This window comes from Saccharopolyspora sp. NPDC002376 (assembly GCF_053593195.1).
Genome location: NZ_JBSFBZ010000045.1, coordinates 27,869 through 51,516 on the forward strand (window position 1 = coordinate 27,869; position 23,648 = coordinate 51,516).

The following is a 23,648-nucleotide window of genomic DNA, read 5'->3' on the forward strand; positions in this document are numbered from 1 at the left end:
CGCAAGCTGAGTCCCACACCGCATGCGGCTCCGCCCCATTTCGAAACGACCCCTATGCGTCGGTGTTGGGTTGGTCGGCCTCGTAGCGTTTCCGCCAGTCGCCGGTCAGCGGGTAGAGGCCGTCGACGGCGGCGCCCTCGGCGACCCGCGCCGCGATCCACTCCTCCTCGGCCTCCTGCTCGATCGCGTCGTCGAGCACCTCGGCCAGCAGTGCCGGCGGGATGACCAGGACCCCGTCGTCGTCGCCGACGATCAGATCGCCGGGCTGCACGGTCGCCCCGCCGCAAGCGACGGTGATGTCGCTGTCCCACGGCACGTGGCGCCGTCCGAGCACGGCCGGGTGCGGGCCTCCGGAGAACGTGGGGATGTCGAGTTCGGCGACCGCGTTCCAGTCCCGCACGCCGCCGTCGGTGACGATGCCGGCAGCACCTCGGACCTGGGCCCGCAGTGCGAGGATGTCGCCGACCGTCCCGCTGCCGCGCTCACCGCGCGCCTCGACCACCAGCACGTCACCGGGACCGAGCGCGTCGAAGGCCCGCTTCTGCGCGTTGTACCCGCCGCCGTGGCTGCGGAAGAGGTCCTCGCGGGCGGGCACGAAGCGCAGCGTGCGGGCCCGGCCGATCATCTTCCGACCGGGGTGGTTGGTGCGGACGCCGTCGATCGACAGCTGGTTGTAGCCGTGCTTGCGCAGCTGGGAGGACAGCGTGGCCACCGAGACCTTCTGCAGCTTCGCCACCAGCTCGTCGGTGAGCTCGAACGCCGCTGGGAGCCCGGCGGCCTCGCGACTCCCCCACGCCTCGGCCCGCTGGTGATCGTCGGCCGCTGGCTGCGCGCTGAAGTCCGGCAGCGGGACCGTCCCCTCGACCACTGTGGTCCGCAGCCGACCGGTGCGGTGCTCGGTGCCCGGGACGTCCACCTCGACCTCGACGACGTCGCCAGGGGTCACCACCGAAGATCCGGCGGGTGTGCCGGTGAGCACCACATCGCCAGGTTCCAGGGTGATCAGCTGCGACAGGTCGGCGATCAGCTCGCCGAACGGGAAGACGACGGTGCCAGCGGAGTCGTCCTGGACGAGCTCACCGTTGACCCAGGTCCGAACCCGCAGCGCGGCCGGATCGACCTCGGCGGCGGGCAGAGTTTCAGGACCGAGCGGCGTGTAGCCGTCACCGCCCTTGGAACGCAGGTTCGAGCCCTTGTCCGCGGCCCGCAGGTCGTAGACGCCGAGGTCGTTCGCCGCGGTCACGGCGGACACGTGCGACCAGCCGTCCTCTCGCGCGACCCGGCGAGCCGTTTTGCCGATCACCAAAGCGATTTCGCCTTCGAAGGCCAGCAGCTCGCCCGCTGGCGGACGCTCGACGGTCTGGTCCGTGGCCGCCAAGGAGGTCACCGGCTTGAGGAAGTACGACGGTTTGGCCGGCGTCCGGCCGCGTTGGGCGATCCGCGACGGGTAGTTCAGGTGCAGCGCGATCACCTTGCCCGGCCGTCCGACGAGCGGGTGCCAGGCCAGTCCTTCGACCGGAGAACGAACGTCGTCGTGCGTCATGGCAAGGATCGTATACGATGACATATCTGATATCAACGGTTGAGCACACCAGCCGGAAAGATCGGGACGCACCGACCCCTCAGGCAAGATGGAGCGCACTTCACCGAAACGAGGCCCCATGACCACGGACGCACCGACCGGCCGCGGCGCCACCAGCAAGTCCCAACTGGCCTACGAATGGCTCCACGATCGGATCGTCTCGCACCGCTTCACGCCGGGTTATCGGTTGGTGTTGAGCCAGATCGCCGGCGAGCTCGGCATCAGCGCGGTCCCGGTCCGCGAGGCCATCCGCCGGCTGGAGGCCGAAGGGCTGGTCACCTTCGAGAAGAACATCGGCGCGCAGGTCGCCCTGGTGGACGAGGGCGAATACGTGACCACGATGCAGACGCTCGCGGTCGTCGAAGGCGCCGCCACCGGTTTCTCCGCCCCGCTGCTGACCGCCGACGACCTCGCCGAGGCACGTGCGGTGAACCAGCGGATGCGGGAGAGCCTCGAGCACTTCGACCCGCGCCGCTTCACCCAGCTCAACGAGGAGTTCCACGCGGTCCTGTTCGCCCGCTGCCCGAACGAGCACATCACCGACCTCGTCCGCCGCGGCTGGGGCCGGCTGCGCATGCTGCGCGACTCGACCTTCAGCTTCGTCCCGGGCCGCGCGGTCGAATCCGTCGCCGAGCACGACAACCTCATCGCGCTGATCGAGAACGGTGCCGACCCGCTCGACATCGAACTCGCAGCACGCCGCCACCGCACCGCCACCCTCGACGCGCTCCGCCAGTTCCAGCGCGACCACGAACCCAGCCCGGACGAGTAACCGGACACACGGCGCATTCGCCGACCTCGAATCCGCGGCGCTGCGCGTCGTCACGGGCGGTTTCCCACAGCATGAGAATCGACCTTGTGGAGCGGGAAACGGCTGGGTTCTCATGGGCGCGGTCCACAACGGCGTGGCGGCCGCGCGGAAGGGCAGGGGCCTTGACCGACGAACCGGTTCCGGCGTGGGGGCGGTCGATGTCCTCGCTCGAACGCGGACTCGCCATCCTGATCGCCATCACCGACCAGGGCGAAGTGTCGGCCGCTTCCCTCGCACGGCAGCTGGACGTCCCCCGGTCCACCGTCTACCGACACCTGCAGGTGCTCTGCGGTCACCAGCTGGTCGAGGAGGACTGCGGCCTCTACACCCCCGGTTGGCGGGCCATCGGGATGTCCGGCCGGAACCTGACCAACACGATCCTGTCCAGCCTCGCCCTCGACGAACTCGTCGACGTCTCGGCCGCACTGGAGGAGACCGCTGTCATCACGGTCCGGACCGGGACCCACGCGGTGTGCCTGCGCCAGGTCCGCGGGCCGCGCCCCGACCACGTGTCCTTCCGGATCAACGAGTTGCTGCCACTGCACGCCGGGGCCGGTCAGCGCATGCTGCTCGCGCACGCCTCCGCCCCGCTGCTGCGCTCGATCTTGTCCCGCAAGCTGGGCACGCCCACGGGTCTGCGCGTGGACCCGGAGTTCCTGCGCGCGGAACTGCGGACAGCTCGGCGCCAGGGCTACCAGATCTCACGCGGGGAGCTGCGGCACGGCGCTCTGGCCATCGCCGTTCCGGTGCTGATCAGAGGTGAGGCGATCTGCTCGCTCACCATCGCCGGAAAGCAGTCCCGCTGCGATCATCCGGAGTGGATCGAGCGGGCCGTGCGGCTCCTGCGCGCGAGCGCCGAACGGCTCTCCGATCGGATCACCGCCGCTGATGAGCACATGGATTCCGGCGATGTCCCATCAGCTCCACCGCCCGACCGCCGGCAGGAAGAGCGACCATGACTGAAGTGATCCTGGGTGCCCAGCGCCTGACCTTGGACGACCTCGTCGACGTCAGCCGTCGCCGGCGCGGCATCGCGCTGTCCGCCCGCGCGCTGGAGACCATGGAGCCGAGCGCGCAGTGGGTGGCGGGGCTGACCGACGCGATGCGCGCGGGCCGGCCGGTGGACGCGGTCTACAGCGTGAACACCGGATTCGGTTCGCTGGCGGGCAAGCAGGCGTTCGAGAAGGTCGAGGACGCCGAGGAGCTGTCCCGGCGGTTGATCGTCTCCAACGCCTGCGGCACGGGCGATCCGCTCCCCGAGGACACCGTCCGGGCGGCCATGGTGATCCGGGCCGCGTCCCTGGCGCGCGGGTATTCCGGGGTGCGCCCCGAACTCCCGCAACTGCTGGTGGACATGCTCCAGCGGGACATGTTCCCCGTCATCCCCCAGTACGGGTCCCTAGGAGCTTCCGGCGACCTGATCCAGCTGGCGCACCTGGCGCTGGTCATGACGCGTCCTGCCGGCGAGGACGTGGCGGACGACAGCGGTGAGGTGTTCCGCGGCGCCGAACGCGTCTCGGGCGTGCGGGCCATGCAGGAGGCCGGGCTGGAGCGGATCGTGCTCGGTGCCAAGGAAGGGCTGGCGGCGACCAACGGAACCTCGTTCTCCTGCGCGCACGCCGCTCTCGCCCTGGCCGACGCCGAGGTGACCCTGAAGACCGCGCAGATCACCGCGGCGATCTCCATCGAGGCCATGCGGGGGTTCGGGGACGCGTTCATCCCTCAGATCCATGAGGCCCGCGGGCACCGCGGGCAGATCGCCGTCGCCGCCCGCCTGCGCGAACTGCTCTCCGACAGCGGACTCGTGGACGGCGACGCCGACACCGACCCGGTGCGCAACCCGCCGCAGGACGCCTATTCGCTGCGCTGCACCCCGCAGGTGCTCGGCCCGGTGCAGGACGCACTGGAGTTCGTGCGCGTAATCGTGGAGACCGAGATCAACGCCGCCACCGACAACCCGCTGATCATCACCGAGCTGCCGCGCTCGCTGAAGGCGGCCTCCGGCGGCAACTTCCACGCCGAGTACCTGGCGATGGCCTCCGACCTGCTCGCCATGACGATGAGCGAGGTCGGCAATATCGCCGAGCGGCGCGTCTTCCGGCTCACCGACTCCAGCCTCAACCGGGGTCTGCCGGACTACCTGGTGGACTCGGAGAAGGTCGGCATGGACTGCGGGTACATGCTGCCCCAATACCTGGCCGCCGCGCTGGTCTCCGAGTGCAAGACGCTAGCCCACCCGGACTCGGTGGACTCGATCCCGTCCTCGGCGAACCAGGAGGACCACGTGTCCATGGCCAACAACGCCGGGCTGCACGCCAGGGCGGTGGTGCGCAACGTGCGCGACGTGATCGCCATCGAGCTGCTGATGGCCTGCCAAGCGCTCGAACTGCGGATGCAGCGGGAGGACGTGGACCGCTCCGAGATCTCCTCGGCCGCCCGCGCCGTCCTGGACCTGGTGCGCGCCACCCCCACCGCTACGGGGCGGACGATCCCGTTCCTCACCCAGGACGTGGTCCTGAAGCCGTTGCTGGACGCGGCCGTCGAGCTGGTCTCGTCGGGCGCAGTCCTGACGGCCGTCGACGAGCGGACGCAGTCCTAACACGACGTGAGTGCCCGGGTGAAGTCGCTTCACCCGGGCACTGCCCGCGTCGCTCGTGGTTCGGCGTCCTCCGCCGGCTGGTTCAGCCCAGCAGGGCCGCGATGCTGCGGTCCAGGTCGCGACCGGGTTCGGCGACCTTCGTGCTGCGGAAGTCGTCGACGACGACCTCCCCACCGCGCAAAACCGTGCGGACGTCCCCGGCCTGGGCAGCGAAGAGCACGTGCGCCAGGACGTCCCCGGCCGCAGCACCGGCGGTGCGCGGAGTCGTCAGGTCCACCACCGTGAGGTCGGCCAGGCGGCCCACCTCGACCCGGCCGGTGTCCCAGCCCAGCGACGCCGCACCGCCCGCGGTCAGCGCGGTCGCGAGTTCGGGGACGCCCACGTGGCCGCGAGCACCGGAGGTGACCCGCAGGTCGAGCTCGATGGCGCGGGCCTCCTCCACCAGATCGATCATCATGTGCGCGTCCGAACCGACGCTGAGCCGCGCACCTGCTTCGTGCAGCAGACCGGCAGGGCCGACGCCGTCGCCCAGGTCGCGTTCGGTCGTGCAGCACATGCAGATCGTCGACCGGCTGGTGCCGTAGGCAGCGATGTCAGCCGTGGTCAGGTGGGTGGCGTGCACGGAGGTCATGTCCGGCCCGAGCACGCCCGCCTCGTCCAGCAGTGCGGTGGGGGTCAGGCCGAACCGCGCCAGGGCCGCCTGGTTCTCCGCCGGTTGCTCCGAGACGTGCGAGTGGATCGGCATTCCCCGGGCGCGGGCGAACTCGGCGATCGGGGCGAACGCCTGGCGCGGGACCGCCCGCACGCTGTGGATGGCCGCACCGGGGCGGGAGTTGGGTGTGGTGGGCAGCGCCGAAACACGTTCGGCCCAGGACTGCCAGGAACCGTCGGTGAAGCGGCGCTGCACGCCTTCGAGCTCCTGACCGTCCACCCCGCCCTGCAGGTAGCAGGTGTCCAACAGCGTGATCCGCAGGCCCGCGTCCACCGCTGCCTGGACCACCGCGCGCCCCATCGCGTTCGGGTCACCGTAAGGACGTCCCCGCGGATCGTGGTGGAGGTAGAAGAACTCGCCGACGCTGGTGATCCCCGCCAAGGCCATCTCGGCGTAGGTGGCGCGCGCGAGGTCGTACAGCGAATCCGGGTCCAGGGCCCCGGCCACCCGGTACATCAGCTCCCGCCAGGCCCAGAAACTGCCCACGCCGCGTTGGCCCTGCCCGCGGATCGCCCGGTGGAACACGTGCGAGTGGCCGTTGGCGAAACCGGGAAGCGTCAGCCCGGCCAGCCAGGTGACACCGTCCGCTGTGGACGAATTCGGGGTCGCGCTCGCAATGCGCTCCCCCTCGACTTCGATGAGCACGTCGCGTTCCGGGGTGTCCCCGCCCAGCCACGCGTACTCTGCCAAGAAGCGCTTCATCTCGTCCCTTCCGCTCCGACCACGGTTCCGGCGCGAACCACAGCGTCCACAGTGGATCCGGAAAGGCGGTACGCCAGGTGCTCGTGGCTCGGGATGTCGAGGACCAGCACGTCCGCCTCCCGACCCACGGTCAGGGATCCGACCCGGTCGCCCAGGCCGAGGGCGCGCGCTCCGCCCAGGGTGGCGGCCCGGATCGCCGCGGCCGCGCTCATCCCGCCGGTGCGGCAGGCCATGACGATCGCCGTCTGCATGCTGGTGGTCCAGCACCCCGGGCACACGTCAGTGGCCAGGGCCAACTCCATCCCCGCCCGTTGCAGGCGCGCCGGATCCAACGGCTGCGGATGGGCTACGGCGTAGTCAAGGCAGGGCATGTACACCCCCACCGCACCGGCCTCGGCCAGCACTTCCAGCTCCGCGTCCGAGGTGTGGTTCAGGTGGTCCGCGCTGACCGCACCGAGCCGCGCGGCGACCGCGGCGAAACCGGTGTGGCTGTAGGCGTCCAGGTGGATCTTGGGCGCCAGGCCGTGCGCCAGCCCGGCTTCCAGGATCCGCTCGGCCTGCGCCGGGGTGAAGTACCCGTCGTCGCAGTACACGTCGTTGAACGCGGCCGAACCGGCGACCTCCGGCAGCTGCGCGATGATCTCCGCCGTCCACTCCTCGGGGTCACGGCCCGGAGCGATGGCGTGGCCGCCCAGGTAAGTCGACACCAATCGGGCATCCGCCACCTCCGCCAGCTGCGCGTTGACCATCAGCAGCCGCCGTTCGGATTCCCGGCTGAGCCCGTACCCGGTCTTGGACTCGAACGTGGTCGTGCCCGCCGCCACCATCTCCCGCACCCGTGGCAGCGCTTGCTCGACGAGCTCGGCCACCGACAGGGCCCGCGTGTCGGCCATCGTCCCGGTGATGCCCACCGTCGCGCCCGGAGGTGGGGACGTCCCGGCTGCTTTCGCCGCGTACTCCGCGGCCCGGTCTCCACCGAAGACCACGTGGGTGTGGCTGTCGACGAAACCGGGCAGGACGACCTTCCCCGAGGCGTCGATCAGCCGACGTCCCCGGTAACCGGAGACGTCGCCGACGGCGACGATGCGTCCACCGTCGGCGGCGAGCCCCCCGCCCCGGACGCGGCCGATGAGATCGGGCGCGTCCGGGGCGCAGGTGAGCAGCTCGGCGGCACCGGTGATGACCAGGTCGACCACCTGGGCCTGCTCGGTCATGGCGCTCAGCCCTCGTCGTCCGGGCCGAAGGTCGCCTTCGGGGTCCACCACAGCGGGATCGACAGGCCCTCGCCGGGGCCGACCGCGGTGGCCACCTCGCGCGCCCGGTCGTAACCGGACTGGGCGTGGCGCACGACCCCGATGCCGGAATCCACCGTCAGGGCAGCCTTCAACCGGAACGCGGCGACATCGGTGCCGTCGGCGATCATCGTGACACCGGTGTGCACCGAATCGCCCATCGCGTAGTTGGCCTGGATGGCGATCAGGTCGCACATCGCCGAGGCGTTGAGCAGGCCGTTGAGATAGGGCCAGTCGGAGATCACGTCCGAGCCGTCGGGCATGTTCTCGGTCTCGAAGGTCGGGTTGATGATCGAACCGCTGTCGAGGTTGTCGCGGGAGAACGCCACGGGTCCGGCGATCTCGCCCTTCTTGATCAGCTCGTTCACCGCGAGGCCGAACTTCTTCCGCTGCCCGAAACCGAGGTAGCAGACCCGGGCGGGCAGGGCCTCGATCGGCACGTGCTGGCGGGCGAGACCGATCCATCTGGTGACCAGCTCGTCGTCGGCGAACAGCTCCACCACCAGGTCGTCGAGCCGGGCGAGGTCGGCGGGATCTCCGGAGGTGCAGGTCCAGCGGAAGGGACCGCGGCCCTCGAGGAACAGCGGGCGCAGGTAGGCCGCGACGAAACCGGGGATCTTCATGGCGTCGGCGAAGCCGTGCTCCTCGCACTGGCGGCGGATCTGGTTGCCGTACTCGAACGTCGGCACGCCGAGGTCGTAGAAGCGGTTCATGGCCTTGAGCTGGCGGACCATGGCGTCGCGCGAGAGCTCGAAGTAGGCGTCGCGGTCCCGCTTCCGGAACTCCTCGGCCTCCGCCACCGAACAACCGACCGGCACGTAGGCCACCGGGTCGTGGGCCGGGGTCATCTCGGTGACGACGTCGGGGCGGAAGTTGTGCTCGAGCGCGTGCTCGAACAGCTCGGTCGCGTTGGCGACGACTGCGATGCCCAGCGGCTTGCCCGCGTCGGCGGCCTCGCGCGCCATCGCGAGCGCTTCCGGGATGGAGTCGGCGAGAACGTCGCAGTAGCCGATCCGGATGCGGTTGTTGATGATGCGCTCGTCGACGTCGGCGCACACCGCCACACCACCGAGCATGGTCATGGCACGGGGCTGGTTACCACCCATACCGCCCATTCCGGCGCACAGCAGGATCTTGCCCTCCCAGGACCCGTCCAGGTGGACGGATGCGACGGATCGGAGGGTTTCGAAGGTGCCCTGGATGACTCCCTGCGTGCCGATGTACTCCCAGGGGGCGGCGGTGTACTGGGCGAAGATCGTGAGGTTCTGGTCCTCCAGCTGGTAGAAGCGCTGCCAGCTGGGGCGCACGAAGTTGGTGGTGGCCATGACCACCCGCGGCGCGAGATCGTGCGTCTGGAAGACGGCCACCGGCATGCCCGACTGCACGACCAGCGTCTCGTCGTTTTCGAGTTGCTTCAGGGCCTCGACGATGGCGTGGTAGGACTCCCAGTTCCGGGCGGCCTTGCCGATGCCGCCGTAGACGACGAGCCGTTCGGGATGTTCGGCGACCTCCATGTTGTTCTCGAGCATCCGCAGGATGGTCTCCTGCTTGGGGCCCTTGCAGCGCAGGACGTTCCCGCGCTGGGCCTTGATCCCGCGTAGGACTTCGGGCGCCTGCGCGGGCGGATCCGGGAAGGACGTGGCCATGTGCACGTACTTGTTCTCTGCTGCCCGCGTCATCACGAACTCCTCTTCTAACCGGCCAGAAGAGCGGCGGTGGATGGACGCCAGTGCTGGAGAGCGATCCCGCGCTGGCTGAACAGCAGTCAAGCGACGGGGAAACCGCGCAACAACGCCGATTCCCACAGCGCGAGAACAGTCACCGTCAGTCGATGGGTCGGGGCGCCGGGACGGTGCAGGTGTAGGACTTCTCCTCGACTCGTTCCGCGATGCGCCAGGCCCCGTCCACGCGGACGAACGTGTCGATGTACCAGAACCCGCAATGCAGCACGCCGTCGTCGGGCAGCACCAGCGGGTTGTGGCACATCGTGCGGCCGGTCGCCGTGTCACTGTCGACCGCGATCGAGGAGTTGGCGATCAGGTGCTGGAACGCCGAGAAGCCGGGCATGACCGAGGCCAGGAACTCCTTGATCTGCACGAGGTTTCCGCGCGCTCCACCCATGGTGGTGTAGTCGATCAGCGCGTCCTCGGTGAACACCTCGTCGAGGAGGTCCCACTGCCGGGTGTCGACGGCGTGGCAATAGCGGACCATGAGGTCCTGGATCTCCATCCGGTCCGAGATCTCCTGCAGTGACAACATCGTTCCCCGATCCTTCCGGCGAAGTGGACGATTCCAAGCGGGAGTTACAGCGCGAAGCGGGCGGAGAGCTTGTCGAGGTAGCGGAGGACTTCGCTTGCCGGGGCGTGTGGATTTCCGGGGCGTCTTCGCGACCTTCCGCTGTCCAGGCGTCCTGGAGGCGATGGGCCTGGTCGTCCAGGTTCTGGTCCAGGGGCGTGGTGATCCAGCCGTCCGCGTGGCGGGATATCCAGCGGAACGTCTTGGGGCCCGCTTGCGCGCCGATCAGGACCGGGATGTGCTGCTGAACCGGTTTCGGCCAGGCCCAGCACTTCTCGAAGCTCACGAACTCGCCCGAGTACTCCGCCTCGTCCATCGTCCACAGCGCGTTCATCGCTTCCAGGTACTCGCGCAGTGCGGTGCGTCGGCGGGTCGGATCGATGCCGTGGTCCGCCAACTCGTCGAGGTTCCAACCGAATCCGGCGCCGAGCGTGACCCGGCCGCCCGAAAGGTGGTCCAGCGACGCGATCGCCTTGGCCAGGGTGATCGGGTCGGACTCCACCGGCAGCGCGACCGAGGTGGCCAGGCCGATGGTCGACGTCGCGCTGCACGCGGTCGCCAGCGCCACCCACGGGTCGAGGGTGCGCAGGTACCGGTCGTCCGGCAGATCCGCGCCCCCGGTACCCGGGTGCGCCGCCTCCCGGCGGATCGGGATGTGCGTGTGCTCGGGCACGTAGAAGGTGTGGAAGCCGCGCTCTTCGGCGGCGCGAGCGGCGGCCGCCGGACTGATGCCGCGGTCGCTGGTGAACAGCGCGATCCCGTGCTTCATCATCTCGGCACCTCCGGTCCGGGAGCCACGTTCGCACCTTCGGGGATCGGGAAGGTCACCCCGGTCAACGGGATGACCTGCGAACGCTGGATCTTCCACTCGCCGTCCTCGACCACGTACCGGTCGCGGTACTCCAGCGAGTTCTGCTCGATGACGCCGTCGACGAGGTTGACCCGCATGAACCAGAAGGTCCAGCTGCCGACCGCGGTCCCGGCGTCGACCAGCTCGATGTCCGGGTGGACGCCCTGGTGGATGTCGTTGTAGAGCCAGCGGTCACCGTCCCGCCGCAGGGCCAGGTGGCTGTAGAGCTCGACCAGCTTCTCGCGGCCCTCGAAGCCGCCGAGCGGGCCGTAGTCGATCTCCGCGCCGTCGCGCACGAAGCACTCCCGGAAAGCGTCGGGATCCTTGCTGTCGCAGGCGCGCCAGTACCGGTACTTCAGGCGTTCGATCTGCTGGATCGCTTCCAGGCGCGCAACCCTGCGAGCGAGGTCGCGCACGTCCACCTCGTCGGACATCTCTCCCACCTCAATCCACCACGGCTTGGCTGTACTCGACCGGAGAACCGAGGAACTGCCGGTGCGAGGCCGGGGCCTTGCCGTCCACGTCGACCACACCGAGTTCCGCACCGATCTCGGCACCGACCAGCACCTTCCCCGACCACTTCATCCGGTCCGGGTGCGCGGCGAGCGCGGCGATGACCCGTCCGGTGTACTCCGGCGATTCGGCCATCGCGGTCAGTTCGCCGTAGCGCTCGGGGTCGGCGTTCAACGCCGCCTCGGTGCGCTCGGTGCGCAGCAGTCCCATCCAGATCGACACCGCGGCCACGTCGAACGGTTCGAGGTCCACCGCCATGTCGTGCGCCATCTTGTCCGCACCCGCCTTCACCGACCCGTAGGCCGGGCCGTGCATGTAGCAGGTGCCGCCGAAGGACGAGGTGTTGACCAGCAGACCACCACCGGTGGCGGCGAGCAGCGGCGCGCCGTAGTAACCGGACACGTAGCTGGAGCGCAGCCCGACGTCGAACATCTCCTGCAGCGCCAGCGGTTTGGACCAGAACGGCCCCGGGTTCGCCAGCTGGTCCGGCACGATGAACGCGTTGTTGACCAGCACGTCCAGCCTGCCGCGCTCCGACCGCACCCGCTCGAACAGCGCCTCGACCTGGGTGTCGTCGCGGTGATCGCAGACCACCGGCACTCCGGTACCGCCCCGGCGGTCGATCTCCTCGGCGGTGGCGAAGACCGTGCCCGGCAGCGCCGAATCACCCTCCTGCTCGGTCCGGCCGGTGACGTAGACCGCGGCTCCGGTTTCGCCCAGCGCCAGCGCGATTCCCTTGCCCGCGCCCCGGCTCGCGCCGGTGACCACCGCGACCCGGCCGGCCACCTTCTCGTTGGTCATGCAACCGCTCCCAGTCCCAGCCTGTCGGCCGACCGCGCGAGTTCAAAACCAAACGCTTGCTTGAGCGCTTGAGCGTATCGGAGGAGGTCGACGAGTCAAGCCCGCGAACACCGGTCCGGGCACGCCGGAGCCGACGTTCTCGACACCGACGAGCCCTCGGGGGGCGAGTTGCAGGCCGCAGCCCGGGAGGGGCAATTCCCCAGCGAACTCGTCGTCCGCAGCTCCACCGCGCACACCGAAATGCGACGAGACCTTTCCTGAACGTCATTCGTTCAGCGCGACCAGTTCCGGTGCTGTGCGGCTGGTTTCGTGCAGATGCCGGAGGAATTCCGCCAGCGCCGTGGTGACGTGCGCGTCGCGGCGGTGCACGAACACGGTCGCGGATTTCGCGTCGGCAGGTGCCGGTTGGTGCATGCGGAGTCGGTGGCGCAGTTCGGAGCGCTCGACCACCTCGCGGGGCATCATCGTGATCCCGAGGCCGGCGGCGACGCAGCCGAGGATTCCTTCGACGGTGCCGTAGTCGAGGACCTTCGGTTCCACACCGCGTGACCTGGCAACGGCTTCGAGGCTGCGCCGGTAGGCGCAACCCGCGCGGAAGACGAGCAGCCGGGCACCGCTGGGGCTGCGCAGGGCGTCGTCGAGTTCGCGGTGCCGCACTGCGGTGACGACCGCCATCTCCTCGGTGAAGACCTCGTCCTCGTGCAGGTCTCCGTCGTTCATGGGTCCCGCGACGAGCGCTCCGTCCAAGGCGTGTTCCTTGACCATGACCACCAGCGAATCGGTGGGCCCGGTGAGCACGGAGAGGTCGACGTCCGGCCAGGCCGCGGTGTAGGACTCGAGGACGGGTGGCAGCCGGAGTCCGGCCGTGGAGTCCATCGCTCCGATCCGCAACGGGCCGCTGGGCGTCTCGTCCCGAACGACGCGGGCGGCCTCGTCGGCGAGCGAGGTGATCCGCCGGGCGTAGTCGAGCAACTGCTCCCCTGCCGAGGTCAGGGCGACGCCGCGAGCATGCCGCCGGAGGAGGGTCGCTCCGAGCTCTCGTTCCAGCCCGGCCACGCGCGCGCTGATGCTGGACTGAACGGTGTGCAGTTCCGCGGCCGCGCGCGTGATGCCGCCGGTGCGCGCCACCGCGACGAAGATCCGCAGGTCCGACAACTCCACGCGTTCTCCCTGAGCTCGAGTGTTCGCCTGTGGCGATGGCAGCTCACTCATCGTTGGACACGATGGCAGGTGCAGCCTAACGTCCTCCTTGCACCTGAGAACCTGTTTTTGAACTCGTTTTGCGTGGCGGTGCCGGTAGCGGGTTCTCAGCGTCCGTCTGGACTGCGGGTGCCCTGACTCATGTATGCCAAATACACGGCGTCGGGGCCGTCCTCGCCAGGCGAACGCTGAGAACCCGCGGCGGCGCCAGCGCCGAGGGTGGGCGATGCGCCTGGCGGCGCATCAAAAGCACAAGATCAAAAACAGGCACTGAGACTTGGATCAACAGCTGGGAGAGCAGTGGTGGCGGGACAGCAAGTGCAGCAACGGGTTCAGGACTTCTGCGCGCGCTTCGGTCTGCGGGTGCCGATCCTGGAAGCACCGATGGCCGGCGCCTGCCCGCCCGCGCTGGCGATCGCGGTGGCCGAAGCCGGCGGGCTCGGCGCGAACGGCGTGGTGCTCGACCAGCCGGAACGCATCAACAGCTGGATGAAGGAGTTCCGCGCGGGGACGAACGGCCCGTGCCAGCTCAACACCTGGATCCCGGACGAGTCGGTCGACGCACCGGAACGACTGCAGGCAGCCGAGCAGTTCCTGAACCGGTTCGGCGAGGCCGGCGAGGCCGCAAGGCCCGGTCCAGTCTTCGCCGAGCAGTGCGAGGCGATGCTGGCCGCCCGACCTGCGGTCATCTCGTCGATCATGGGGCTGTTCGAGCCCGATTACGTCGAGCGGCTGCACCGGGAGGGCATCGCGTGGTTCGCCTGCGTGACCAACATCGCCGATGCGCTGGCCGCCCAGGAAGCCGGTGCTGACGCCGTCGTCGCCCAAGGCATGGAGGCCGGCGGACACCGGGGCAGCTTCGAGCCGCAGACCGCCGAGCAGACCAACGTCGGCCTTTTCGCCCTGCTGCCCTACCTGGCCGACCGGCTGCAGATTCCCATCATCGCCGCTGGTGGAATCACCGACGGCCGTGGTGTGGCGGCCGCACTGACCCTCGGCGCGAGCGCGGTCCAGGTGGGAACCGCGCTGCTGCGCTCCCCCGAGGCCGGCATCGACGCAGCCTGGTCCGCCGCCATGGAAGGGCTGTCGCCGGAGCAGACGATCACCACCCGCGCATACACCGGCCGCCTCGGACGCGCGGTGCCGACGCAGTTCGTGGAGGCGTGGACCAGCGACGAAGCCCCCCTGCCCGCCCCCTACCCCGACCAGCGGCGACTGGTGGGCCAGTGGCGCCGGGGCGGCGCCGGAGTCGACCGCGCCAACAGCTGGGCCGGCCAGAGCGCAGCCCTCGCCACCACGGCACCCGCGGGAGAAATCATCGAGCGCATGTGGGCGGACGCCCGCGAATTGCTCGCCTGAACCGCGTTCAGCAGATGACGAAGCCCCGTACCTGTGGCGTGGGCTTCGTCATCTGCCAAGTCCTTGAGCGTCGCGATTCCTCACTCAGGCGCCGGAATCGAAGGCGAACACTGCGTCGCCTCCGGAGGCGACGACTCCGAAGGTATAGCTTGCGGTCCTCGCTCATTCGGTGCCGGAAAGACGTGCGGCTCGTGGCCCTTGTAGGCGGTGAGCACCTCGCGCACCGAGCCGCGCATTCGGATCCGGCCTTCGTCCATCCAGATCGCCGTGGTGCACAACTCCAGCAGGAGTTCGTCGGCGTGCGATGCGAACACCAGCAGACCTGATCGATCGACCAAGTCCACCATGCGCCGCCGAGCTTTGGCGATGAAGGCGGCGTCGACCGCTCCCAGGCCTTCGTCGAGGATCAGGATCTCCGGGTCGATCGTGGTGACCACGCCGAGCGCCAGCCGAACCCGCATGCCCGCGGAGTACGTCCGCAGCGGCATGTGCAGGTAGTCGCCGAGTTCGGTGAACTCCGCGATGTCATCGGCCCGCTCCTGCATCTGCCGACGGGTCATCCCGAGGAACAGGCCGCGGACGATGATGTTCTCGTAGCCGGAGACCTCCGGATCCATCCCGACGCCCAGGTCGAAGACCGGCGCTACCCTCCCCTCGATCCGGGCGGTCCCGCGCGTGGGCTCGTAGATGCCCGACAGCAGGCGCAACAAGGTCGACTTGCCCGCTCCGTTGTGCCCGACCAGGGCAACCCGGTCGCCGTCGGTCAGCGACAGCGTGATGTCGTGCAACGCCTCGATGATCGGCACCTTCGCCCCGGTGCCGATCCGACCACCGACTTTGCCGAGGACCTTCTTCTTCAGCGATCGCGTCTTGGCGTCGAAGATCGGGAAGTCGACGTAGGCGCCGCGAACCTCGATGTTGACCATGCTCTGGACTCACTCCCGCCGCAGTGCCGGATCAAATGCGAACGAAAATTACCATTCGCATTTGGCCGGTGGTCCGCACCCCTCACTGCGAGCGGTAACGTCCGGGAAGTGAGCGCTCAGCACGCCGAGCCCGGCTTCCGTCCCCCACAGCAGGCCCGCAGCCGGGAATCCCTGCAGAAGGTGCTGACCTCCGCTGAGCACGTCCTGAGCACCGGCGGCATCGACGAGTTCACCGTCGCAGCGGTCGCCGAGCACGCAGGCGTGTCGGTCGGAGCGATCTACCGCCGCTTCACCGGCAAGGAACATCTCCTCAAAGCCGTGAAGGACGACCTGCTCGAACGGCTGGAAACCGGTGTCGCCGAAGCACTCCGCGCGGCCTCCCCCGGCCTCCGCGGCACCATCGGTGCCTTCACCAACGCGATGGCGCACACCTTCTCCGGCCACACCCGGGCCTTCCCGGAGCTGCTCAGCGGCCAGCCGGCGGAAGGCGTCGAACGCGGCCTTCAAGCGCTCGAGACGATTCAGCGCGCACTCGTCGAATCCGCTGAGCCCTACCTGGACGACATCGCACAGCGCGATCCGCGGAACGCTGCGCAGTTCGCCGCGCGCAGCATCATCGGCTCTTGCGTGCACCGGGCCGCCACCTGCCACTCCTGGCCGGACGGCCTGTCGTGGCAGACCTGGGCGGAGGCAACGACCGCGATGGCCATGACCTACCTGACGTCTCGCCCGCAGGAACCAACCCAGATCGACTGACGCTCGAGCGCTAGCTGCGGATCATCGACATCAGCGACCTGTGGGTCTCGGCGTCGGCGGCAACCACGAGCCCTCGACCTGACGCTGAGATCGGTACCCCGTCGATCCCCGTGATGACGCAGCCTGCGGCGCGGCAGCCCGCGATGCCGGCAGCGAAGTGCACGCTGCCGGACAGGTCACCGCCGTCGGTGACGTACGCGGCTCGCTTGCCCGCCGCGCCCCAGGTCAGTGCCAGCGTCGTGGATACGACTCGCGGGCGGAACCGTTCGACGAATCCCGGGTGGCCCAACAGATCCACGGCTCGGAAGCCCGGCGCGCTCGGAAACGGCGGATCGAGGTTGACATCCACCAGACCGGTTGCGGGGTCGGGCGTCACCACTGTGCTGGCCCCGCCGTTCCGCAGCCAGGCGGTCTCCCCATCGGTGAAGAAGACCTCGCCGCTGAACGGGTCAGCCACCGCCGCCGGCCCGTTGCGCAGCGCCACGTTGACGGCCACGAGCATGTTGCCGACGGCGTAGTTCAGCGTGCCGCACAGGGGATCCACCATCCACTGGCGCGTGGCGTCCATCGCCCCTTGGCGCCCGCTCTCTTCGCCGAGCACCGCATCATCGGGTCGCGCGGCACGGATGACGTCGAGGATGGCCTTCTCGGCCTCCACATCGGCGGCCGTGGCGAAGTCCCCGGCGCCCTTGTCGATGCGGGTGAGCAGTTGGCCGTACCGGTCGCGCACGACGTCCGCGCCTGCACGTGCTGCGGCTACGGCTACCTCGGCGTCGTCGGAGATCGCACCCGAGTTGATCACGAGGCGCAGAATATCCAGGCGAAACCGCAACCTGGCAAACGTTCCCGGTCAGGCAGGGCGGTCAAACCGCTCTGACCGGGACTCCTTCGGCGTCGAAGCGCTCGATGAGTTCGTCGGGCGCTGTGGAGTCGGTCAGGAGCATGTCGATCGAATCCGTCGAGCAGATGTGGGCGAAGGCCGTGCGGCCGAGCTTGGAGCTGTCGGCGACGACGACCACCTGGTCGGCTCGTTCGGTCATGAGGCGGTTGATGTTCGCTTCGCCCTCGTTGTGCGCGAACGCGCCGCGGGTCGGGTCGACCGCGTCGACGCCGAGGAACACGATGTCGAGGGTGATCTCCTGGAGCAGATGGGTACCGAGCGGGCCGGTGAGCTCGAAGGACTGCGGTCGCGCCACGCCTCCCGTGACCACCGTCTTCACCTGGGGTCGCACGACGAGCTCGTTGGCGATGTTCAGGGCGTTGGTGACGATGGTCAGCGAAGTGCCGCTGTCGCCGAGGTCCGCGCGGGCCACCAGGCTGCGTGCGATCTCGGTCGTCGTCGTGCCGCCGTTGACTCCGACCACCGCGCCGGGGGCGACCATCGCCGCCGCTGCTCGGGCGATGCGCTCCTTCTCCCGGGCGTTGCGGGCGGCCTTGTAGCGCAGCGGCAGGTCGTAGGCGATGTTCTGCGCGACGGCTCCGCCGCGGGTTCGGGTCAGCAGCTGCTGCTCCGCGAGGTGGTCGAGGTCGCGGCGGACCGTGGCCGCGGAGGCCTCGAGCTCGGTGGCGATCTCCTCCACGGAGACCTTGCCGCGTTCCCCGAGCAAGTCGAGCAACGCGGACAGCCGCGCATGCCGGTCCATCGGTATCCCCCATTCCTCGGCCGAACGCCGAATCGATCAGTCAGTATCGCTCACGAACGCTCACCTGATGGCAGATGCTCCGTCTGCCGCTCGATCTTGATGCTGTCGGCGATGTCGTGGAGCATGCGGTGGTCGAGCGCGCCCGCGACAGGTGCCGCGGCCGCAGCCGCCGACCACGCCACGGCATTGCGCAGACGATCGGGCCAGGTCTCCCGACGCGCGATGCCAGCAGCCAACGCCGCGACTGCTGCGTCACCGGCGCCTGTCGGGTTGCCGCTCACCGCGAAGGGGGGCGCTGCGCGCCAGACGCCTTCACCGGTGACCGCGAGCATCCCGTCCGGGCCGAGGGAGACGACCACGGCTGCCGCGCCGTGCTCGCTCAACTGCTGAGCTCCGGTCAGCGGGTCGTCGTGCCCTGTGGTTTCGCGGAGTTCAGCGGCATTGGGCTTGACGACGTCTGCTCCGGCTCTCGCTGCCGCGAGCAGCGCGGGACCAGTGGCGTCGACCACTACTGGCACCGAACGGGTATGGGCGTCCCTGACCAGTTCGGCGTAGCTGTCCACAGTGCACCCGGGCGGCAAACTCCCCGAGCACACGAGAGCTGACGTGCCGTCCAGCCGCGCGGCGACGAGTTCCCGGAACCGCTGCCAGTCCTCTTCTCGCAGGTGACTGCCGGGTTCGTTGAACAGGGTCGCCTCTCCCGAAGCGTTCTCTTCCGCGATCACCGCGATGGTCCGGCGGGTAGGTCCGGACACCGGCAGCAAGGTGTGCTCGATCCCCGCTGAGGCGAGGTCATCGCGGACCGCATCGCCAAGTGCGCCCCCGACAGGAGCAGCGACGAGCGTGGCAATGCCCTGGTCGTGCAGCACCCTGCTGACGTTGAGCCCCTTGCCGCCGGCGCGTTCGTGGACGCTGCGGACGCGGTGGGAGGCGCCGATGCGGGCGCGCTCCACGCGATAGCTGATGTCCAGCGCCGGGTTCGGGGTGACGGTGACGATCATCCGTGCTCCGAGCCGGTTTCGAAGCGCAGGACTCCGAGCAGGCGTGCGGTTTCCGCAGCGAGGGCTTCCCGGCCCGCGGTGAGGTACTTGCGCGGATCGACCAGGCTCGGCTTGGCCGCCAGGACCTCCCGCACCGACTCGGTGAACGTCTTGTTCAGGTGCGTCGAAATGTTGATCTTCGTCATTCCACTGTGGATGGCGGTGCCGAGATCGTCATCGGAAACACCCGAAGACCCGTGCAGCACGAGGGGAACGTCCAGTGCCTCGTTCAGCCGCTTGATGAGCTCGAAGTCGAGCGCGGCATCACGCGTCACCATCGTGTGCGACGTACCGACTGCCACGGCCAGCGCGTCCACGCCGGTGGCGGCCACGTAGTCGGCGGCCTCGCCGGGGTCGGTGCGGACGCCCGGTGCGTGGACGCCGTCCTTTCCGCCGACCTCGCCCAGTTCGGCTTCGACCCACAGTCCGGCGTCGCGGCACCTGGTCGCGACCGCGCGCGTGCGGGCCACGTTCTCCTCGTAGCTCTGCTTCGAGGCGTCGAACATGACCGAGCCGAACCCGAGCTCGATGGCCTCGTCGACCAGTTCTTCGGACTCGGTGTGGTCCAGGTGCACGGCCACCGGCACTTCCGCCTTGCGGGCGCGGGCCAGCGTCGCGAGCGCGATCGGTTCCAGCGCGCCGTGGTAGCGCACGCAGTTCTCGCTGATCTGCAGCACCACCGGGGCACCCGCGCGTTCCGCGCCGGACACCAGGCCGTCCGCGTGTTCCAGCCCGATGACGTTGAACGCGCCGACCCCGAGACCTGCGCGGACGGCGGCCTCGACGACGCTGCCGGTGCCGACCAAAGGCATGGCTGCTACCCCTTTTCCATGTGGTTGTGGTTCACCAGCTCAGCAGCGAGCAGCGCTGCGCCGAGGCTGCCCGCGCGATCGCCGAGAGCGGCGGGCACGATTCGCGGTGTGCGCGGGAGGCTCCAGTCCGCTTCCAAGCGGCGGGTGAGCGGGTCGAACAGCAACAGGCCGGCCTGCGACAGACCACCGCCCACGACAACGACTTCCGGCGCCAGCAGCGCGGTGATCCAGATCAGCGCGCTGCCCAGAGCATCGACTGCCTCGTCCCAGACAGCGGTCGCGACCGGATCCCCAGCGGCGACCCGCTGCGCAACGTCCGCCGCTCCCGCCACCGGATTTCCGGTCCGTTCCTGGTAACGCCGACTGATCGCGGCAGCGGAGGCCACTGCCTCCAGCCGATCACCGCCGATCGGAACCTGCCCGATCTCCCCGGCGTATCCGCCTCCGGCGTGCACCCGACCGGCCTGCGCGTACGCCGCCGAGATGCCGGTGCCGATCGGGAGGAACACCGCGTCGATCTCATCGCGCGCGGCACCGAGCCGGTGTTCGGCCAGAGCCCCGGCCCGGACGTCGTGACCGAAGGCCACCGGCAGTCCGAGCCGCTCCCCGAGCAGCGAGGCGAACGAAACGTCCGACCACCCCAGATTCGCCGAGAACACCGCAACACCCCGGGATTCGTCCACGATCCCGGGAACGACGAGCCCTACGGCCGCCGGCTCGGCGTACGAGGACAGCTCGGTGACCAGCGAACACGTCAGGTCCAGCACCCGCTCGGCCGTGTCGAGCGCTGGCGGCGGTGTCGCGCCCCGTCGCTGCGCCAACACCGTCCCCGAGGCGTCGACCAGGACCGCTTTCGTCTCGGTCCCTCCCACGTCGACGCCGATCACGGGGCCGCGAAGGCTCACGCCTCGTCCAGGATGATCGACCGCGTCAGGTTGCGCGGCTGGTCCGGGTTCAGCTCGCGTTCGACCGCAGCGGCCACCGCGACTCGCTGCGCGAGCACCAGGTGCGCCATCGGATCGCGCTGCCCGCTGTCGACGAATTCCGCGCCAGCCGAAGCGATGTCCGCGGTGAGCCCGGTCGGGGCTTCACCGAACATCCAGGTCGTCCGGCCGGGTTCGGCGATGCTGATGGGACCGTGCCGGTACTCCATGGCCGGGTAGGCCTCCGACCACAGACCAGCGGCCTCCCGGACCTTCAGCGCCGCCTCGTGCGCCAGCCCGACCGTCCAGCCCGTCCCCAGGAAGGTGATCTGCTCGCTGGCCGGCAGCGCTCCGAGCTCGGTCTCCAGCACAGCGCGCGCATCCGAGACGGCGCTGGTCAGGTCCTCACCGAGCGAAGTTCGGAGCAGGGCCAGGGCGGTCGTCGCGAACCGCGTCTGCACCACGGACTGCTCGTCGGCGAACTCCAGCCCGATCAGCTCGTCGCAGACCTCCGCGATGGGCGCGTCGGGCACGGCGGTGATCGCCACCGTGGGAGTCGTCCCCTTCAGCTGCCGCAGGAGTTCGAGCACCTCCGTGGTCGTGCCCGAGCGGCTGATCACCAGCACGCGGTCGTAGGACCGGCCGAGCGGCATCTCGGATGCGGGGAACGCATCCGTGACGCCTTGACCAGTGGCTTCCCGCAGGGCCGCGTAGGCCATGGCCATGAACCAGGACGTGCCGCACCCGGCCACCGCAACCCGCTCACCACGCGCGGGCAGCATCCCAGCCACCTCCTGGGCCAGCTCCGATGCGCGCAGCCAGCACTCCGGCTGGCTGTCGATCTCGCTGTCCACGAGGTATCCGCCAGTCGCCATCAAAGCCCTCCAAGACCGTCGATCTCCGCGGCGAGCACTGTCCTCCGCGCGCCACCTCGCCAGACTAGATGCACAAAAGTGATTCAACAAGGATCACATCAATCACTAGCAATCATCTCGGCATCACACGAGCCAGTAAAGCGATCACCAGGAAAAAGCCATCCGTGACACTTCGGACACGAGATGCCACGGGAACGAACCAGCTTCCGGCCGATGCGGATCTGGGTAGTGACAGCCGCCACGAGGCACGTTAATAATGTCCCAACTTGCATGAAGTTGCTCGATAAATCGGATTAACGAGCACACATGCGCAAGCTCGTTGTCTGAGCAAGGGAGAGCAACAGATGGCCCAGAAGCTCCGGAAGCGGCTGGTGCTCGCTGCCGGGATGTGCCTGGCGCTGCTGGCGGGCTGCGGCGCGCACGACACCGGCAGCGCGCGGGTGCTGCAGGTCTCGCAGTACCCGGACCCGGATGAGCTGAACTCGCAGCAGGACGTGGGCAGCCAGGTCTACATGGGACTGTGCGAACCGCTGATCGGGCTCGGTTTCGCCGATGCCGGCGACATCCGGATGCGCGGCGCGGAACGCATCGACACCGCCGACGGTCGAGTGTGGACGATCAAGCTGCGTGCCGACCGGAAGTTCCAGAACGGCGAACCGATCAGCGCGCAGACCTACGCCGACACCTGGAACGCCGTCTCCTACGGGCCCAACGCCTACAAGGCGAGCTCGACCTTCAGCGCCATCGACGGCTACGACGAGCTCAACGAGGACGAGCCGAAGCACGACACGCTGCGCGGGCTGGAGGTGCTCGACGAGCTGACCCTGCGGGTCACGCTCACCCAGCCCAACTACGACTTCCCGGAGATCATCGCCTCCTACAGCGCGTGCCCGATCCCGAAGGAGGGCCTGGCCGATCCGACCGGCTACTCGCAGGCACCGATCGGCAACGGCCCCTACCGCTTCGTCCGCTGGGACCGCAACGAGAAGGTCGTGCTCGAGCGCTGGCACGACTACCAGGGCGAGCTGCCGCCGGACGCGGCCGAGGAGATCCACTTCAAGATCTACCAGTCGCAGGACACCGCCTACCGCGACGTGCAGGCCGGGCAGCTCGACGTGCTGCGCAACATGCCCGGTGGCCTGCTCCAAGACGCCCGCAACCAGCTCGGCGACTCCGGCCTGTTCACGATCCCGCAGCAGCGGCAGATCACCCAGATGCTGGTGCCCGACTACGTCGAGTCGCTGCACGATCCGCGGCTGCGCAAGGCGATTTCGCTGTCGATCGACCGCGACGCGATGGCCGGGGCGCTGATGCGCGGTTCGGCGACGCCCGCGCGTTCCCTGCTGGTCAGCGCGGTCGGTCCGGCCTACCGGGCCGACGCCTGCGAGGACTGCCGGTTCGACCCGGAGCGGGCGCGCCAGCTCGTGGCGGAGGCCGGTGGGTTCCGGGAGCCGGTGGCCATCTGGTACTCCAACACCGGCGGCGGTGGCGGCACCGAGATGTCGCAGGTCGCCCTGGCCATCGCCAACGCACTGCGGCAGGAGCTGGGCGCCGACGTCCGGTTGAAGCCGGTGCTGCCCGCCCAGCTCAAGCAGGCGCAGAGCGACGGAACGCTGACCGGCCCGACGCTGAGCCTGTGGGGCGACATCTACCCCAGCCCCGACCAGTACCTGGGCATGTTCCGCGAAGGCGGCGACGGCAACGAGTACACCCAGTACGACAACCCGCGCGCCGACGAACTGATCAACCAGGCCCTGGGCAGCGGTGACGAGCAACAGGCGGCAAAGCTCTGGCAACGCGCCGAGGACCTGATCCTCGCCGACATGCCCTCGATTCCGCTCTACTACCCGGCCATCTACGCCGCGCACACGCCGTGCGCCACACCGGAAACGCTCGGCGGCGACCTGCAGTACTACCTGACCGCGTTCAAGTGCGGCCCCGGCCGCGAGGAGTGAGG

The 23,648-nt window shown here is 69.2% G+C and carries 21 protein-coding genes and 1 pseudogene; 6 read left to right on the top strand and 16 right to left on the bottom strand.

The window, feature by feature from the left end; translation table 11 throughout:
* Positions 1 to 52 precede the first annotated feature (52 nt).
* Positions 53 to 1,543 (bottom strand): fumarylacetoacetate hydrolase family protein, encoded by a 1,491-nt coding sequence (locus ACWCO2_RS26120; protein WP_450130409.1) that lies wholly within the window; start codon positions 1,541 to 1,543, stop codon positions 53 to 55.
* 118 nt (positions 1,544 to 1,661) lie between these two features.
* Between ACWCO2_RS26120 and ACWCO2_RS26125 the strand changes: the two genes are divergently transcribed.
* The 3 genes from ACWCO2_RS26125 (at position 1,662) to ACWCO2_RS26135 (ending at position 4,992) form a co-directional block, all read left to right on the top strand.
* Positions 1,662 to 2,354, top strand: coding sequence for a GntR family transcriptional regulator (locus tag ACWCO2_RS26125; RefSeq protein ID WP_450130410.1), 693 nt, complete (start codon positions 1,662 to 1,664; stop codon positions 2,352 to 2,354).
* A gap of 161 nt (positions 2,355 to 2,515) precedes the next feature.
* Positions 2,516 to 3,352, top strand: a complete 837-nt coding sequence (locus ACWCO2_RS26130) for an IclR family transcriptional regulator (protein ID WP_450130411.1) — start codon at positions 2,516 to 2,518, stop codon at positions 3,350 to 3,352.
* Positions 3,349 to 4,992 carry an HAL/PAL/TAL family ammonia-lyase gene (locus ACWCO2_RS26135; RefSeq protein ID WP_450130412.1) on the top strand — a complete coding sequence of 548 codons (1,644 nt, stop codon included), beginning with the start codon at positions 3,349 to 3,351 and terminating at the stop codon, positions 4,990 to 4,992. The genes ACWCO2_RS26130 and ACWCO2_RS26135 overlap by 4 nt, the downstream gene beginning before the upstream one ends.
* Positions 4,993 to 5,074: 82 nt before the next feature.
* Here the strand turns inward: ACWCO2_RS26135 and ACWCO2_RS26140 are convergent, their stop codons facing one another.
* The 8 genes and pseudogenes from ACWCO2_RS26140 to ACWCO2_RS26175 all read right to left on the bottom strand — a co-directional run bounded on the left by ACWCO2_RS26140 (position 5,075) and on the right by ACWCO2_RS26175 (position 13,318).
* Complete coding sequence (locus ACWCO2_RS26140) at positions 5,075 to 6,406, bottom strand: formimidoylglutamate deiminase (RefSeq protein ID WP_450130413.1); 1,332 nt, start codon at positions 6,404 to 6,406, stop codon at positions 5,075 to 5,077.
* On the bottom strand, positions 6,403 to 7,620 hold the full coding sequence (gene hutI, locus ACWCO2_RS26145; protein ID WP_450130414.1) for an imidazolonepropionase: 1,218 nt from the start codon (positions 7,618 to 7,620) through the stop codon (positions 6,403 to 6,405). The genes ACWCO2_RS26140 and hutI overlap by 4 nt, the downstream gene beginning before the upstream one ends.
* Positions 7,621 to 7,625: 5 nt before the next feature.
* Positions 7,626 to 9,377 (bottom strand): urocanate hydratase, encoded by a 1,752-nt coding sequence (locus tag ACWCO2_RS26150; protein WP_450130415.1) that lies wholly within the window; start codon positions 9,375 to 9,377, stop codon positions 7,626 to 7,628.
* Positions 9,378 to 9,522: 145 nt separating this feature from the next.
* The gene (locus tag ACWCO2_RS26155) at positions 9,523 to 9,957 is read right to left on the bottom strand and encodes a nuclear transport factor 2 family protein (protein WP_450130416.1); all 435 of its coding nucleotides are present in this window, start codon (positions 9,955 to 9,957) and stop codon (positions 9,523 to 9,525) included.
* 109 nt (positions 9,958 to 10,066) lie between these two features.
* Positions 10,067 to 10,762: pseudogene (locus ACWCO2_RS26160) on the bottom strand (LLM class F420-dependent oxidoreductase); the annotation flags it as partial.
* Positions 10,762 to 11,277 carry a nuclear transport factor 2 family protein gene (locus ACWCO2_RS26165; protein ID WP_450130417.1) on the bottom strand — a complete coding sequence of 172 codons (516 nt, stop codon included), beginning with the start codon at positions 11,275 to 11,277 and terminating at the stop codon, positions 10,762 to 10,764. The gene ACWCO2_RS26165 and the pseudogene ACWCO2_RS26160, both read right to left, overlap by 1 nt.
* 10 nt (positions 11,278 to 11,287) lie before the next feature.
* Positions 11,288 to 12,157: an SDR family NAD(P)-dependent oxidoreductase gene (locus tag ACWCO2_RS26170; RefSeq protein WP_450130418.1), complete on the bottom strand. Its 870-nt coding sequence runs from the start codon at positions 12,155 to 12,157 to the stop codon at positions 11,288 to 11,290.
* Between the two features lie 264 nt (positions 12,158 to 12,421).
* On the bottom strand, positions 12,422 to 13,318 hold the full coding sequence (locus tag ACWCO2_RS26175; RefSeq protein WP_450130419.1) for a LysR substrate-binding domain-containing protein: 897 nt from the start codon (positions 13,316 to 13,318) through the stop codon (positions 12,422 to 12,424).
* 342 nt (positions 13,319 to 13,660) lie between these two features.
* On the opposite strand from ACWCO2_RS26175, the gene ACWCO2_RS26180 reads away from it, so the two are divergent.
* Positions 13,661 to 14,716, top strand: a complete 1,056-nt coding sequence (locus ACWCO2_RS26180) for an NAD(P)H-dependent flavin oxidoreductase (RefSeq protein WP_450130420.1) — start codon at positions 13,661 to 13,663, stop codon at positions 14,714 to 14,716.
* Between the two features lie 80 nt (positions 14,717 to 14,796).
* Here ACWCO2_RS26180 and wzt read toward each other — a convergent pair whose 3' ends face one another.
* Complete coding sequence (wzt, locus tag ACWCO2_RS26185) at positions 14,797 to 15,642, bottom strand: galactan export ABC transporter ATP-binding subunit Wzt/RfbE (protein WP_450130421.1); 846 nt, start codon at positions 15,640 to 15,642, stop codon at positions 14,797 to 14,799.
* A 108-nt stretch (positions 15,643 to 15,750) separates the two neighbouring features.
* On the opposite strand from wzt, the gene ACWCO2_RS26190 reads away from it, so the two are divergent.
* A complete protein-coding gene (locus tag ACWCO2_RS26190; protein WP_450130422.1) occupies positions 15,751 to 16,398 on the top strand; it encodes a TetR/AcrR family transcriptional regulator in 648 nt (215 codons plus the stop codon).
* A 10-nt stretch (positions 16,399 to 16,408) separates the two neighbouring features.
* On the opposite strand, the gene ACWCO2_RS26195 is transcribed toward ACWCO2_RS26190, so the two are convergent.
* The 6 genes from ACWCO2_RS26195 to ACWCO2_RS26220 form a co-directional block, all read right to left on the bottom strand.
* On the bottom strand, positions 16,409 to 17,200 hold the full coding sequence (locus ACWCO2_RS26195) for an inositol monophosphatase family protein (RefSeq protein ID WP_450130423.1): 792 nt from the start codon (positions 17,198 to 17,200) through the stop codon (positions 16,409 to 16,411).
* A gap of 61 nt (positions 17,201 to 17,261) precedes the next feature.
* Positions 17,262 to 18,041, bottom strand: a complete 780-nt coding sequence (locus ACWCO2_RS26200; RefSeq protein ID WP_450130424.1) for a DeoR/GlpR family DNA-binding transcription regulator — start codon at positions 18,039 to 18,041, stop codon at positions 17,262 to 17,264.
* A 50-nt stretch (positions 18,042 to 18,091) separates the two neighbouring features.
* Positions 18,092 to 19,042: a 1-phosphofructokinase family hexose kinase gene (locus ACWCO2_RS26205; protein WP_450130425.1), complete on the bottom strand. Its 951-nt coding sequence runs from the start codon at positions 19,040 to 19,042 to the stop codon at positions 18,092 to 18,094.
* A complete protein-coding gene (locus ACWCO2_RS26210; RefSeq protein WP_450130426.1) occupies positions 19,039 to 19,893 on the bottom strand; it encodes a class II fructose-bisphosphate aldolase in 855 nt (284 codons plus the stop codon). Before ACWCO2_RS26210 ends, ACWCO2_RS26205 begins: the two co-directional genes overlap by 4 nt.
* Positions 19,894 to 19,898: 5 nt before the next feature.
* On the bottom strand, positions 19,899 to 20,798 hold the full coding sequence (locus ACWCO2_RS26215) for an ROK family protein (protein WP_450130427.1): 900 nt from the start codon (positions 20,796 to 20,798) through the stop codon (positions 19,899 to 19,901).
* Positions 20,795 to 21,691, bottom strand: a complete 897-nt coding sequence (locus ACWCO2_RS26220) for an SIS domain-containing protein (RefSeq protein WP_450130428.1) — start codon at positions 21,689 to 21,691, stop codon at positions 20,795 to 20,797. The genes ACWCO2_RS26215 and ACWCO2_RS26220 overlap by 4 nt, the downstream gene beginning before the upstream one ends.
* 344 nt (positions 21,692 to 22,035) lie before the next feature.
* Between ACWCO2_RS26220 and ACWCO2_RS26225 the strand changes: the two genes are divergently transcribed.
* A complete protein-coding gene (locus ACWCO2_RS26225) occupies positions 22,036 to 23,646 on the top strand; it encodes a peptide ABC transporter substrate-binding protein (protein ID WP_450130429.1) in 1,611 nt (536 codons plus the stop codon).
* The last annotated feature ends 2 nt before the right edge of the window (positions 23,647 to 23,648 follow it).